This is a genomic window from Novosphingobium oxfordense, from assembly GCF_044029435.1.
GTDB lineage: Bacteria > Pseudomonadota > Alphaproteobacteria > Sphingomonadales > Sphingomonadaceae > Novosphingobium.
The window spans coordinates 987295-1001927 of the sequence record NZ_CP147008.1 but is presented as its reverse complement, the minus strand read 5'-3'; the positions used below and the strand labels follow the sequence as shown (position 1 = coordinate 1001927).

General features: G+C 61.1%; 10 protein-coding genes. 2 read left to right on the top strand and 8 right to left on the bottom strand.

What is annotated here, in order from left to right:
• Positions 1-50: 50 nt before the first annotated feature.
• The 4 genes from WBP07_RS27240 to WBP07_RS27225 form a co-directional block, all read right to left on the bottom strand.
• Positions 51-2432: a TonB-dependent receptor gene (locus WBP07_RS27240; protein WP_395335232.1), complete on the bottom strand. Its 2382-nt coding sequence runs from the start codon at positions 2430-2432 to the stop codon at positions 51-53.
• 201 nt (positions 2433-2633) lie between these two features.
• Positions 2634-3740: a CaiB/BaiF CoA-transferase family protein gene (locus WBP07_RS27235; protein ID WP_133085056.1), complete on the bottom strand. Its 1107-nt coding sequence runs from the start codon at positions 3738-3740 to the stop codon at positions 2634-2636.
• The gene (locus tag WBP07_RS27230; protein WP_395335235.1) at positions 3740-4669 is read right to left on the bottom strand and encodes a 3-keto-5-aminohexanoate cleavage protein; all 930 of its coding nucleotides are present in this window, start codon (positions 4667-4669) and stop codon (positions 3740-3742) included. The genes WBP07_RS27235 and WBP07_RS27230 overlap by 1 nt, the downstream gene beginning before the upstream one ends.
• A gap of 82 nt (positions 4670-4751) precedes the next feature.
• Positions 4752-7433: a LuxR C-terminal-related transcriptional regulator gene (locus tag WBP07_RS27225; RefSeq protein ID WP_395335238.1), complete on the bottom strand. Its 2682-nt coding sequence runs from the start codon at positions 7431-7433 to the stop codon at positions 4752-4754.
• Between the two features lie 228 nt (positions 7434-7661).
• Here WBP07_RS27225 and WBP07_RS27220 point away from each other — a divergent pair, with 228 nt between their 5' ends.
• Together WBP07_RS27220 and WBP07_RS27215 are read left to right on the top strand one after the other, a co-directional pair.
• Complete coding sequence (locus WBP07_RS27220) at positions 7662-8663, top strand: zinc-binding dehydrogenase (protein WP_133085053.1); 1002 nt, start codon at positions 7662-7664, stop codon at positions 8661-8663.
• The gene (locus WBP07_RS27215) at positions 8660-9436 is read left to right on the top strand and encodes an SDR family oxidoreductase (RefSeq protein ID WP_133085052.1); all 777 of its coding nucleotides are present in this window, start codon (positions 8660-8662) and stop codon (positions 9434-9436) included. Before WBP07_RS27220 ends, WBP07_RS27215 begins: the two co-directional genes overlap by 4 nt.
• Positions 9437-9567: 131 nt before the next feature.
• Here the strand turns inward: WBP07_RS27215 and WBP07_RS27210 are convergent, their stop codons facing one another.
• Genes WBP07_RS27210 through WBP07_RS27195 form a run of 4 tightly spaced genes read right to left on the bottom strand, consistent with a single transcriptional unit; the run spans position 9568 to position 14601 of the window.
• Positions 9568-10395 (bottom strand): SDR family NAD(P)-dependent oxidoreductase, encoded by an 828-nt coding sequence (locus tag WBP07_RS27210; RefSeq protein ID WP_395335242.1) that lies wholly within the window; start codon positions 10393-10395, stop codon positions 9568-9570.
• Positions 10392-11252 carry a MaoC/PaaZ C-terminal domain-containing protein gene (locus WBP07_RS27205; protein ID WP_395398255.1) on the bottom strand — a complete coding sequence of 287 codons (861 nt, stop codon included), beginning with the start codon at positions 11250-11252 and terminating at the stop codon, positions 10392-10394. The genes WBP07_RS27210 and WBP07_RS27205 overlap by 4 nt, the downstream gene beginning before the upstream one ends.
• A 35-nt stretch (positions 11253-11287) precedes the next feature.
• Positions 11288-12445, bottom strand: coding sequence for an acyl-CoA dehydrogenase family protein (locus WBP07_RS27200; protein ID WP_133085049.1), 1158 nt, complete (start codon positions 12443-12445; stop codon positions 11288-11290).
• A complete protein-coding gene (locus tag WBP07_RS27195) occupies positions 12442-14601 on the bottom strand; it encodes a 3-hydroxyacyl-CoA dehydrogenase NAD-binding domain-containing protein (RefSeq protein WP_395337582.1) in 2160 nt (719 codons plus the stop codon). The genes WBP07_RS27200 and WBP07_RS27195 overlap by 4 nt, the downstream gene beginning before the upstream one ends.
• Between the last annotated feature and the right edge of the window lie 32 nt (positions 14602-14633).

Sequence of the window (14633 nt, the reverse complement as noted above, 5' to 3'; positions counted from 1 at the left end):
TTCTCCGTGATAGTTCGAGGCCGATTTTCATACCGGTCGCTCCGGCCGCTCTAGAACGTGTACTTTGCCGACACGCCCCAAATCCTGGGGTCGCCGGCATAAACGGAACTCGTCGGGAAGGACGGGAGAAGCACGCTCGCGGCCGAGAAATACTTTTCGTTGAAAACGTTCTTCACAAAGATTCCGAGATCGATCCCGGTATCCGCAATTCCCCGCCAGTCCAGGCGCGCATTCGCCAATTCGTAGCCGGGCAGCTTCTCGCCGTTCTGGCCACCGTAATCGGCGGTCATGAATACGTCGGCATTGAAGCTGACTTCGCCATTCGCGGGCCGCACCGGGAGGATCCAGTTGAAGCTGGCCGTACCGGAAAAGCTCGGTGAATACTTGTTGATCTGATCCTTTCCGAGCACGATCGTCGGCGGCAAATCAGCGGGAAGGGTAAGGCTTTCGACCGTCACGTTCGTATAGGCCGCGTTAAAGCCGACGGTTACACTGCGTGCCGGGCTTATCGAGGCCTCGAGTTCGACGCCCCAGATCCGCAAGTTCGCCGCATTGACCGCGAGCGAACCATTCGAAGGAGAATCCGGCGTTCCGTTGGGAACGGTCGTCTGCGTATTCAGGAACTGGAGGGCATTCTTGTATTTGCTATAGTAAGCTGCAATATTGAGGTGGCCCCGCGCGGTTCCCACGCGATAGTCATACTTGGAACCGACTTCGAGATCGGTAATCGTCTCTTCGTTGGTCTTCTGGAATGGCCGGAGATCGGGGCAAACACCTCCGGTTGCGACACAAGCAGGATCGGTTCCACCAGTCGTATAGACGGTTTCGAATTTCGGCGTGTTGACGTTGGCACCACGATAGCCGCGACGCGATACGATATAGAGCAGCCAATCGGGCGTCGCCTTGTAGTCGAGGCCGACCGTCCAACTGGGCTCCTGCCCCTTGTTCGATACTGTGCCCACGCCATCAATTGCCCCGGTGTTCGCGGTTGCCAGGCAAGTCGCTTCGTCCACATAGCTGGTCCCGATAGTGCCGCCGCACGCTGAAACCTTGTCCCAGCTGTAGCGTCCCCCCAGGTTCAATTTCAGCTTGTCGGTTATGTCGTACCCGATCTGCCCATAAATAGCCCAGTTTCGGTTACGGACATGGGACGTGACCGCAGGAGCGGGAACCCCGCCCACCGAGAACGCGGTGAACTGCGATCCGGTGGGCCCGTGGGGCTTGTCGTTGTTGTAGAAGACGCCCGCTATAAAATTGAACGCGCCGAAGTTGCCGAGCAGCTGTGTCTCGTTGGTGAGATATTGGCGGTCAATTACCGACGACGCCGTAAACAGCGTGAATGGCACCGATGCCGGCAGCGGGGCGGAGAGGCCGGTGGGAATCTGGAGTATCGGCAGGCCGCCCGTATTGATCAGCTGGTAACTGTAGTTCTTCCGATAACCAAAGATGTTCCGAACCGTCATGTCGCCGAAACTGTAAGACGTGTCGTTGGTGATCGCAGTTGCCTTGCGATACGAGGCACCTCCGTCGATTCCCCCGTCGAACGATCCGCGCCGATTGGAAGCCTGGGTTGCCAACGCGGCATCGACTTGAGGATCGACGGCCGCGAGGCCCAGCGCCGCGAAAGGAAAATTCTGACGCAAAAGATAGAGCCCGCCAGCCAGCTCGTCGCCCTTGAAATACTCATATACGGTGGTGCTGGTGAACCCATCGAAGGGTTCAATCAGCAGCGAAAGCCGGAAGGCGTCCTGATGGATATTGTCGAACCCGGGGCCCTCGTCAAAGGCGATCGTTCGCGGGTCCTGACGGCGAATCTGACCCGCGGCGCGAAACGCGACCTTGTCCTCGACGATGGGGATGTTGATCGCGCCTTGCAGCTCCCGATAGTCGAAGCGGCCGTATGTGCCTTCGCCAAAGCCCTCGAAACGGTATGTCGGCTTTTGCGTGCCGATCACCACCGCACCGCCGAGCGTATTGCGCCCGAACAGCGTGCCTTGGGGGCCTTTCAGAACCTGAATGCTGCTTATATCGTAAGTCGGCACGTTCGATCCCACAGCCGGGAGCGGCGTATCGTTCACGTAGATCACGACGCCCGGGGTTACTTCACCCAGTGGGAGCTGGCCAATGCCGCGAAGCGTCAGCGCCACGTTGTCCTTACCGCCTTCAGCCGAGAACGTGAACCCTGGCGTAATTGTCCTCAAATCACTCACTGTCTGGACCGTGCTGCGCTCGAGCGCTTCAGCGGAAAACGCTGAAATGGAGACGGAAACATCCTGCAGTCGCTCCTCGCGCCGGCGAGCGGTGACAATAATGTCACCCGTCGCCGCGCTTTCCATCTGAGGGGCAGAAGCGTTCTCATCCTGCGCCCACGCCGGGACGGCCAAGGTCGTTCCTGCCGACAACAGCGCAAGTCTCAGCAAACGCGATTTCATCAACTCTCTCTCCCGCCGCCTGTCTCTTCGCAGGCTTTTCAAAGCACTCTGAATGGCCGCTATTCACGGTCTTTCACCACCTATCTTCGGAGAGGAAATGATACAAAAGAGGGCAAAACTGTTCAGTTTTATGGACTGGGCAGCCGGGGCTCCGCCGATACTTACCACCGCCACCTGCGAGGCGTATGGTCACTGCGAGTTTCAATAACGCGGCTGCGCCCAAGCCCGAATGAGGTCCGCGATGGTGGCCTCAGTCCCGGCGGTGATTGCCGGGACAGTCCCCGTGAGACGGGGCGATGGCGCCGGCTGCGTTACGCCGCCCAGGGTGACGAAAGTATCTCGGGCGTTGTTGTGAGGGCTCGCCGGAGCCTCGGCCATGCTTAGGACCGGCGTCACGCAGGCATCGGTCGACGCAAAGGTCTCGCCCCATTCGTCGCGCGTACGCGTCCGGAAGACCGCTTCGAAATCGGCTTCCATCCCAGGCCACCCCGCCCGCTCATGTTGATCGTAACCGCGACCTGCAAGGCCCAGACCCTCGAGCATCTGCGCAAAGAACTTGGGTTCCAGACAGCCCACGGCCACGAATTTGCCGTCGGCACAGGCGTAGCATCGATAGAACGGCGCACCGCCGTCAAGAAGATTGGATGCGGGTGCATCATTCCAAAGGCCCTTCGGCTGCCAAGCGTAGAACAGGCTCATGAGCGACGCGACGCCGTCCGTGATGCAGGCATCAACCACTTGGCCCGCCCCCGTCCGCCGTGCCGAAAGCAAGGCGCTCAACATTCCGAATATGAGGAACATCGCGCCGCCGCCGTAATCACCGACGAGATTGAGAGGGACTGGCGGCGGCTCCCCGGTCTTGCCCATGGCATGCAGCGCCCCTGTGATTGCGAGATAGTTGATGTCATGTCCCGCGCGCATGGCCATCGGCCCGCTCTGTCCCCAGCCGGTCATCCTCCCGAACACAAGGCTGGGATTACGGGCAAGACAGACATCCGGACCGACACCCAGCCGCTCCATCACTCCTGGCCGATAGCCTTCGATCAGACCGTCTGCATGCTCGATCAGGTCGAGCAGACTGCTGCGGTCCCTCTCGTTTTTGAGATCGAGATAAGTGACCATTCGGCTGCGATGAAGGATATCACCGCCCACGTCCTCCCAGTCACCGGGTCCAGCGGAGGGAGGCCGCGCGACCCGAACGATGTCCGCCCCCATGTCGGCCAGCAGCATCGCTGCCAGCGGCACCGGGCCGATCGCATCGATCTCGATGATACGCACGCCGACCAGCGGCCCTGACCGTTCCGGCATCAGATATTTGTCCGGTCCGCGCCCTTCAGGTCGAGAATGGCACGAGCTTCGTCCGGACTTGCCACTTCCAGCCCCATGCCCTCGATGATCTGGCGCGCGTTGCGCACCTGCTCAGCATTGGTCTCGGCCAGACGCCCGGGGCCGCCCCACAAAGAATCTTCCAATCCGACGCGCACGTTTCCTCCCATGGACGCAGCCATCGCGACGACACTCATCTGGCGGGCACCCGCGCCGAGCACCGACCACTGATACTGATCGCCGAACAGCCGATCTGCTGTGCGTTTCATGTGCATGATATCATCGGGATGGCTGCCGATCCCGCCCAGAATGCCAAAGCATGTCTGTATGAAGAGCGGTGCCTTTACCAAGCCCCGGTCCAGGAAGTACTTCAGGTTATAGAGGTGACTGGTGTCGTAGCACTCGAACTCGAAACGCGTGCCGAGAGGCGAAAGCGTGCCGAGCAGATGCTCGATATCCGCGTAGGTATTCTTGAATACCAAGTCCCGCGATGCTTCCAGCGCCGCTGGCTCCCAGGCGTGTTTGAATTCCTTGAAGCGGTCCAGCATCGGGAACAATCCAAAACCCATCGTGCCCATGTTGAGACTGGCGACTTCCGGCGCGAAAGTCTGGGCGGGACGGATGCGTTCCTGGACGGTCATCGAGGGATGTCCCCCGGTCGTCAGGTTCAGCACAGCATCGCTGCGCTGGCGGATGACCTTGAGGAACGGTTCGAAAAGCTTGGGATCCTGGTCGGGCCGGCCGTCAGTGGGGTTGCGGGCGTGAAGGTGGATGATCGCTGCGCCCGCTTCGGCCGCGCCAATCGCAGATTCCGCGATCTCGTCAGCCGTCACCGGAAGATGGGGTGACATCGAGGGTGTGTGGATCGCTCCGGTGATTGCGCAACTGATGATGACTTTTCGTTTGGCCATGATGTTTCCTTTCCCGCAGCCGCTCGATGGCAGCCGGCTCGCCGCCCGCAATCTATCCTTCGATAGGCAGTGAGGTGGCTCGTCAGGGAAGGATTCCGAGTTGGCGGGCGCGCAGAACCGCCTGAGGGCGACGGCGAACACCGAGCTTGTCGTAGATCTGCTGCATGTACCACTTGACCGTTCCCTCGGTCAGTCCCAGCCGATCGCCGATTTCCCGGTTGCGCAGACCGCCGCTCACCATGGTAAGAATGTCCACCTCCCGGTTGGCAAGGCGACCGGTCAGCCCGAAATCGTCGTCCTCGTCCTCGTCTGTCTCGATCTGCGGGCCATTTCGCATCAGGGAGACCAAGTGAACCGCGAACCGGTCGGCAGGTGTTTCGAGTTCAGGACCGTGGGAATAGGCCTCGGTAAGAAGAGCGGAAATGACTTCGCCCTCGTCGATAAACGTGCGCATCCAGCCGGCAGGTTCCGCCATTTCCACCGCCGCACGCACAGCGCGGCGAGCCTCGGAGCGATTGCCCTGGAGCACCGCGATTTCGGCAAGGAGCAATTCGAAGGTTACGGCCGAGCGAATGGCCCCGGCGCGCTTTACGAACTCCAGCCAGCGATGGGCCACCTTGCGCGCCCGGGTCAATCGGTGATGCTGCATTTCGATGCGCAACCAGGCGATCGCATTGCACTCGTTACGACGCGTCGGCCGCAGCGTCGGTATGGGCTCGCCGTCGATCTGCGGATCGCCGGCCAGGAAGTGCCGCTCAGCCTCCTCGATTTGGCCCGCCTTGACGAGCAGACGGACCTCTTCGGCAACAATGAAGGCGCGCATGCGATCAAGACCGCATTCTATCGCAACGAGATGCGCGTCATTGAGAGTGACAAGCGCGCCGGGAAGGTCGCCGCGCGCCGCGCGAAGGCGAGCATCGACGAGATAACCGGATGCCATCTGGTCGGCGAATCCCCACTGTCGCACGACGGGCAAGTGCCGTTCGACCAGGTCAGCCGCGCGATCTAGATCGCCGGCGTCGTAAAGCAGCTCCGCAAGCGGGAGCGCTGGCAAGGCAGCCAGTCCCGAGCCCTCGCCATGTAACCCTTTCGCAAGCGTAAAGGCTTCTTCGAGGAAGCGCTCGGCAAGGGGCGTTTTGCCTTGTGCCATCAATGTCGGGGCAACGGAGGCCTTGAGCGCAATCGAGGCAAAATCCGAACCCGGCCTGGACAGCGCCCGCCGAGTTTCCGCTTCCAGCTTGAGCATGTCCTGAAAGTGGTAGAGTTCGCGCCGTGCCGACATGAGCTGGGCAAGCAACGTACAGCTGAGATAGGCATGGCTTTCGGCCATCTCGACCAAAAGCGGCTCCGCGTCCGCTTCAACCTTGACCATGTCGTCGCGCGCGGCGGCCAGCATGACCAGGCGATGACGGATCATCAGATCGATCTGATCCGCATCGTGCGCATCGACCCTTCCTTCGGAGACCTTGGTCTCGAGGATAGCGCGCGCTGCGTCGATAAAGCGCTGGGCGGCGGTGAAAGACAATTGGCGAATGCGCCGCCATGCCAGAGCCAACAACAGATAAGGGTGCTGGGCCAGTTCCGCCCATGGCAAGGCGGAGCCCAACTCGTCGATGCGATAGAGATAGCCGGTATAGGTCAGCTGTTCCGCCAATTGGTCGAGCTGGCGGGCCAGAAATGCTTGATCGCCGCTCAGTCGGGCATGCTCGATGGCCAGGACTGCCTGATCGTTGGCGGCGAAGTAGTCGCTGGCACGGCAATGCATCAGGCCCGCCCGTGCGGGCGCCCTGTCCATCAGGCGTCCAAGGACCATCTCACGAAACAGGCGGTGATACGCGTATCGACTGTGTTCCTGATCGATCGCGTTCAGGAAGAGCCCCTGGCGGAACACATGGTCAAGCATCGCGCGAGAATCTTCGTCGCCGGTGACCGCCGCGCAGGCAGAAGGGGTCAGTTCATCCAGGATCGACGTATCGACAAGGAAGCGGCGAACGTCCTCTGGCTGACGGCTGAGCACCTCTTCATGGAAGTACTCTGCAAATTCCGGACGCAAGCCCGTCAACCTGGGACTGCCGGCCCCCTGTTTGCCGCGGCGGTACAAGTCGCAGGCGATCACAACGCCGGATACCCAACCTTGCGTGTCCCGCACGATATCCTGAAGATCCTTGGAGTCGATCGGCGTTCCGATGCTCTGGGTTACCAGCTGAGCCGCTTCCGCGATCGTGAGTGAGAGATCGGCATTTCCCACTTCATTGAGGAAACCCAATGCGCGCATACGCGCCAGCGGAAGCCCAATCGCGCCGCGGGCAGAAACGATCATGCACAGGGCATCCCGAGCTGTCGCCGATAGCTGTGCGATAAAATCGAGAGCGGCTTGATCGAGCAGATGGGCATCGTCGATGACAAGGACGGGCCGCGGGTCGATCGTTATCGACAACGCTTCGAGCCAGGGCGCATCGTCGCCATCCAGGGAAAGTTGCTCCCAAGGAAGGCCGGCCGCAACGCCTGCTGCCTTGAGGGCAGAGAGGAAAGATGCCTTGTTGAAGATCCCCGCACGTGTCGCCACCCAGAGGAGCGGGTGGCCTTGCGCGCGTAGCAGGTCCGCCCAGTAGAGCATCGAGGTGGTCTTTCCGCTTCCAGCGGGCGCTGACACCATCGTCAATCGGGAATCGCGGACCTTGGCCGTCAGGTCTCTCATGGCAGCGCGCTCAATCAATGTCGGCGTTATCCGATGCGGCAAAGCGCTCGTCGGAATGACTTTCATGGCTCTCTCCTGGACATGCCTTGTGGCAATTTGTTTTTTGATCCGAAATATATTCTGACGTGTGAAATCCTAAACGCAATCCTTTTTCCTATCCGCAGATAGGTCCTCGCGAGCCGGAGATATTGTCCTGCTCCGGATGGCCGGGAATTTTCGTAAATTGCCGTCTTTACGCCCGAAACAAGCAGGCCGCCCGAAGCTGCCGGGGCCAAAAGCTAGGAAAGGTTGACCATGAAGGCCCTGTATCTCGAAAACGCCGAGGGACCTGAATCCACCCGCGTTGCCGACGTCGAAACGCCGGAACCCGGTCCCGGGGAAGTGCGAGTCGCACTCAAAGCCGCCTCGATCAACCACCGAGAACTGTTCATTTCTCATGGACAATATCCCGGCATGGTGGTGCCGGTAACGCTGGGTTGCGACGGCGCAGGCATTGTCGACAAGGTCGGCGCCGACGTTAGCGGCGTGGACGTGGGCTCAGAAGTCGTTCTCTATCCGGCCCGCAATTGGGGCCCCAATCGCCATGCGCCCGCTGCAGACTTCGGTTTGCTGGGCATGCCATTTGCCGGGACGATCGCCGAATACATCTGTATCCCTGCCGAGAACCTGGCTCCCAAACCTTCCTTCATGAGCTTTGAGGAAGCCGGCGCAATGCCGCTCACAGCGCTGACATCGTGGCGGGCTCTGATGTTCAAGGGCCGGCTTCAGGCCGGAGAAACTGTGCTGATCAGCGGGGTCGGCGGCGGAGTCGCCACGTTCGGCCTCGCATTCGCCGTCGCCAAGGGCGCGAACGTCTATGTGACCGGTGAGAGCCAGGAAGTCCTCGACCGGGCGATCGAGATGGGTGCCAAGGGCGGCCTGCTCTATACCGACCCGGATTGGCGAAAGCAGGTTGGCAAGCTGACCGGCGGGATTGACGTGGTCCTGGATGGTGCACCGTCACCCAGCTTTGCCAACTATGTCCGCGCCATCAACCCGGGTGCGCGCATAGTCATCTACGGGTCGACCGCCGGGAACGAGGTCAAGTTCAATGCGACGGATATTTTCCTCAAGAGCGCCAGCATCGTCGGCAGTCAGGTCGGCGATCCGCAGGACTTCCGGGAAATGCTAGCGTTCGCCGGCGAGCATCGGATCAAGCCGGTCATCGAGGCTACTTACCCTCTGGCGAAGGCAAAGGAAGCTCTTCTTCACCTTCGCGACCAGCACAAGTTCGGCAAAGTCGTGGTGACGATGTGAGCGATCTGTTCAGCCTGCACGGCAAGAAAGCCCTCGTCACCGGCGGCGCACAGGGGTTGGGGCGGATGATCGCTGAAGGTCTTCTGCGCGCAGGCGCTAGCGTGGCAATCACATCGCGCAAGGCCGATGTGTGTGAGACCGCCGCGGCGGAAATGTCGGGTCTCGGGCCATGCCTGCCGCTTGCCGCAGACCTGTCTACTCCGGAAGCCGCGGTGGAGCTTGCCGCACTGTATCGCAGCGCGCTGGGCCAATGCGACATCCTGATCAACAACGCCGGCAAGACCTGGGGCGGCCCTATCGATACCTTTCCCGACAAGGCCTGGCCAAGCGTGATGGCAGTCAATGTCCAGACGCCTTTCACTCTTGTGCGCGAACTCCTTCCCGAACTGGTCGCGGCGGGCACGGCCGATGATCCATCGCGGGTCATCAACATCGGTTCGGTGGCGGGCATGAAGGCCGAACGGCTCAATGCCTACAGTTACGCTGCCAGCAAGGCGGCGGTCCACATGATGACGCGGGATCTCGCCGGCGACCTTGCCGACCGGAACATCACGGTCAATGCCGTGATACCGGGCTTCTTCCCTACCAAAATGACCGCTCACATGCGTGACGAGGATGCAGTCGACCCGAAATTGCTCAGCCATATTCCGCTGCGCAGGCTGGGCCGCGCCGACGACATCGCCGGAATTGTCGTCTTCCTTTGCTCGCGAGCAGGAGCCTATGTCACCGGCGCGCAAATTCCGGTCGATGGCGGCGTAGTCGGCTGCGGGTGATCTTGATGCCGGCAGAGGGACGAGCGTCCAGCCAGGCTCATCCCTGATGCCGTATCCTCCGAGGACCGCATTCCTCCGGCAGCGAAAAGACTTGAGCGAGGGAGGACATAGTTCCTCCCTCGCTCCACAGGTCAGAGCTGCCAGCCGCCCCCCGCGACTATGACCTGACCTGTGATGTAATCGGCCTCCGGCATGCAAAGGAGATAGACGGCTCCTGCTGCTTCTTCCGGAGTGCCTGCGCGCCCGAGGGGAATTCCTTTCTCCATGGCCTCAAGGATCTCGTCGCTGACCCCGGCCTTGATCTTCTTGCCCTTGATATCGATGGTTGAACTGCCAGCCTCGCCAGCCGTCATACGCGTCATGATCGCGCCGAAGGCGACGGCATTGACCGTGGTGTTGTATCTCCCCCACTCTTTCATCACAGTCTTGGTGAGGCCGACAATCCCTGCCTTGCCGGCAGCATAACCGGCCTGCCCCGGGTTTCCGCCAAGACCCGAAACTGACGAAATGTTTACGACTGTCCGTCGCTTGGCACGCCCGTACTGTTCGATCTCGGCCTTGGCTGCGGACGAAATGATCGGCTGCGCGGCGCGAAGAATCCGGAAAGGCGCGCTCAGGTGTACATCGAGCATCGCGATCCACTGTTCGTCGCTGGTCTTTTGAAGCACCGAATCCCAGGCATAGCCGGCATTATTGATGATGATATCGATCGTGCCGAAAGCCGCGACTGCTGCGGACACGAAGGTATCGCCAAAAGTCGGATCAGTAACGTCGCCGACGCAAACGACGGCGCGAACGCCAAGTCCTTCGATCTCGGCCGCGGTGGCGCGGGCCACGTCTTCGTCAAGGTCATTGACCACGACATTTGCGCCCGCGCCAGCCAATTTGAGCGCGATCGCCTTGCCGATGCCCCGCCCCGATCCCGAAACGAGCGCGACCTTTCCATCCAGTATTTTCACGTGACCTCTTCCTGTTCTTTCACAAATCCTTGAACGCAGGCACTGCCCCCGTCGATCACCACCACGCCGCGTTCTCTCGCAGACGCGCGAAAGCGAATGTCATCTCCATCGCGCCAGATCTCGGTCCGAATGGTTTCGCCTGGGAACACAGGCGCGGTGAAACGGACATGCATGCGCGTCAGCAACGACGCGTCTCCGCCGCAGCACAAATGGATCAATGCGCGGCTAACGAGGCCCATCGTCGCCAGTCCGTGGAGGATCGGGCGCTCGAACCCCGCCGCCGCCGCCGTTCCGGCATCGATGTGCAACGGATTGCGGTCGCCGGTCAGCCGGTATAGCATCGCCTGGTTAGCCGCCGTAGGCAGGTCAAGCACTGCATCCGGCGGAAAATCGGGACATTGTCCATCCGCAAGCGGAACGAGAGATCGGTCTCCCCCGAAACCACCTTCGCCCCGTAGGACCCAGATTTCCTCTGCCTCCGCAATCAGCTGGTCTGTCGGCGTCGTCAGTATCCGCTTCGCCCGAACGAGAGCGGGCTTGCCCGGTCCCTTGTCGGCGACCTCTCCGATCTCGATCCGGCCATGAATGACCTGGCCCAGTTGCAGCGGTCGATGAAGACGCAAGCTCTGCTCGCCATGCAGAATTCGCGGCCAGTCCCACCCGAGTTCCGCAGCCATCGGCCAGAACCCCGGCGTGCCAAGCACAAGCGCCATGGTTGGCAAAACGGTGAGGTCACGCTCAAAGAGGAAGCGGCTCTCATCGATGGCGGCGAGCCCCGCTCCCACGCCCAGGGCGTAGAGGATGGCGGAACGCGGATCGCAAACGTCCTGCGCGATCGGGACCCGGTAACCGCGCATGCGCTCAAGGTTCAGCATAGCGAGTTTCCCTTCGGTCAGGTCAGCTTGCGCTCGTCGAGCCCGAGCCCGCGCCCGATTATCTCGCGCATGATCTCGCTCGTGCCGGCGAATATGCGGCTGACGCGGGCATCGGTGTACATCCGGCTGATCCGGTACTCGTCCATGTACCCGGCCCCGCCGTGGAGCTGGACGCATTCGTCCATCACCCGGCCCTCCAGTTCGCTCGTGAGCAACTTGGCAGCGGAGGCATCTTCGGCAGTGAGTTCGCCTGCGTTGAGCAGGATCACGCATTGATCCACGTACGTCTGGATCGCATCGAGCTCCGCGCGCATGGAAGCCATCTTGAAGCGCGTATTCTGAAACGCGCCGATCGGCTTTCCGAAGGCCTTGCGCTCTTTCACGTAGTCCAGCGTAAGGTCGAAGGCAGTCTGGGCAGTGGCCATGAAACCGATCGCTGCCACAAGGCGCTCCTGTGCCAGGAAGCGCGCAAGATACTTGAAGCCCTGCGTCGGATCGCCCAGCACGTTTTGCTTGGGCACTTTGACATCGCTGAAGAACAGCTCGGCGGTATCCTGCGCCTTCATACCCATCTTGGCGAGCTTGCGCCCGCGCTCGAAGCCTTCGAAGCCGCGCTCCACCACAAACAGGCCAAGCCCATGGCGGCTGGCCGGATCGGTCCGTGCCGCGACAACAACCAGATCGCCCAAAATGCCGTTGGAAATGTATGTCTTGGCGCCGTTGAGCACCCAGTGATCGTCATGCTCGACCGCGCTCGTGCGCATTCCTGCAAGGTCGCTGCCCGTAGATGGCTCGGTCATCGCCACGGCAAGAATAGTCTCGCCGCTGACGATGCCGGGCATCCAGCGCTCCTTTTGCTCCTGTGTGCCGAGCTTGGCGATGTAGGGCGCGACCAAATCGTTATGGAGATTGATGTAGAAGCCTATGTCGCCGTGGCGCATATTCTCCTCGATGATAATCTGCTCGAAACGAAAATCGTCGATTCCCGCACCCCCGTACCGTTCCTCGGCCCAGGTGCAGAGCAATCCCTGCTCGCCTGCCTTGAGGTAAAGATCGCGATCGACCATGCCCTGTTCGCGAAAGCGTTCGGCATGGGCGCCGACATTGGCGCTCATGAACTTGACGACGCTGTCGCGAAACTGCTCGTGCTCCGGCTCGAAGATCAGGCGCTTCATGCTGGCATGGGCTCCTTGGCCTCGTCGGCGCTTTCGGCAGTGTAGAAGGTCTCGCCGCGCGATGCCTTCTCACGCAGCCACGCGGAAGGCAGGAAACGGGGCCCATATCGCTGGGCAAGGATATCCGCTTCCCCGACGAACGAGCCGATGCCGATCGTATCGATGTAGCTGATCGTTCCGCCGGTCCACGTCGGGAAACCCCACCCATAGATCGCGCCGAGATCGGCGTCCTGCGGTGTTTCCAACACGCCCTCTTCCAGGCAGCGCGCCGTCTCCATCGCCTGGGCAAATAGAAAGCGCTTCTTGAGTTCCTCGATGTCCCAACTGCCATTGACAGGGAAGTGCTCGACGAGCCCCTTCCACAAGTGCTTCTTGCCGCCTTCAGGGTAGTCGTAGAAGGCTCCTCCGGTCTTGCGGCTGGAGCGTCCGATCTCGTCCTTCATCTTGCGCATGACGGCAACGCCGGCCGGCGGAGTATAGGCCTCGCCCTCTTCCGCGATCGCCTGGTCGACGATCTTGAGCGGCAGATCCAGCGTGAGTTCGTCCAGCAGCGCGAGCGGACCGACCGGCATGCCAACTGCCTTGGCGGCATTCTCGATCACTGCCGGTGGCACGCCTTCCGCCAGCATGGCCGCTCCTTCGTGGATCAGCATCTGGAACACGCGGCTGGTATAAAAGCCGCGGCTGTCATTGACGACAATCGGCGTCTTGCGGAGCTGCGCGATGAAATCGAGACCCTTGGCCAGCGTTTCCTTGCTGGTCTGCTTGCCCATGATGACCTCGACCAGACCCATGCGATCGACCGGCGAGAAGAAATGCAGACCGATGAACTGATCCGGGCTTCTCGAAGCCAGCGCCAACTGCGAAATCGGAAGAGTCGAGGTGTTAGAAGCAAAAATGGCTTCGGGCGGCAGCACTGCCTCTGCCTTCTTCGTGGTCTCCGCCTTGATCGCGGTATCCTCGAACACGGCTTCGACGACCAGATCGCAGCCCTGGAGCATGCCGAAATCGTCGGTCGGGACAATGCGGGCAAGAACCGCATCGGCCTTGTCCCGCGTCACCTTGCCTTTTTCGACCAGCTTGTCGAGTACCTTGGCTGAATAGTCCTTGCCCCTTTGCGCCGTCGGCACATCGCGGTCGATCAAGACGACGTCGATGCCGGCATTGGCCGCAACGTAGGCAATTCCCGCACCCATCATCCCCGCGCCCAGCACGCCGACCTTTCGCGCTTCGAACCTGGGATAGCCTGCGGGGCGGCGAGCGCCCTTTTCTGCTGCCAGCTTCGAGATGAAGGTCGTGCGAATGATGTTGCGGGCGACCGGATCGGTTAGCAGCTTAGCAAAGTATTTGCCCTCTACTGCGAGCGCCTTGTCGAACGGCAACTGCAATGCCTGAAACAGCGAATTGAGAATTGCGAGCGGAGCCGGCTGATTATAGCCGCTCTTCGCAAGGCCTCCCGTCGCCATCATGTACGCGGCGGAATCTTCCGGTACCGTGAGCCCTTTCTTCTGAGGCGGAACCCAGCCCTTGACGTCCCACGGCTTGACAGGGTCGGGCCCGCTCGCCAGCCACGTCCGGGCGGTATCGAGAAGTTCCGCTTCGGGAACCACCTGATCCACGATGCCCAGTTTGAGCGCTTCGGCAGGCGCGACGGCGCGGCCGGTCAGAAGCAGGTCGAGCGCCGTTTTCATGCCGGCGATGATACCGAGCCGAACCGTGCCTCCAGATCCGGGAAGGAGACCGACAGTAACTTCGGGCAGGCCGACAGTGGCCTTTGCATCATCGACGAGGATGCGATGATGGCAGGCCAGCGCGAGTTCGAAACCTCCGCCCAGCGCCAAACCATTGATCGCTGCAACCCACGGCTTACCCGACTGCTCGATCGCGCGGTGCATGTCGGTCGCCCGCTTCGAGAACGCATAGGCCTCGAGCGGTGTGAGCGTATCGAAGCCATTGACCAGCTGCTTGAGATCCGCGCCGGCCATGAACGACTTCTTGCCCGAGGTCAGGATAACGCCCTTGATGGCGTCGTCCTGTGCGATCTGCCTGGTGGCCTGCGTCATGCCCGCAATGAAGCCGTCGTTGACGACGTTCATCGAACCTTCGGCATCGAGAGTCAGGATCGCGAAGCCGTCTTCGGCCTTCTCCAGTCGCATTGTCTTCATGGGTGTGTCCCGATCTTTTTCTA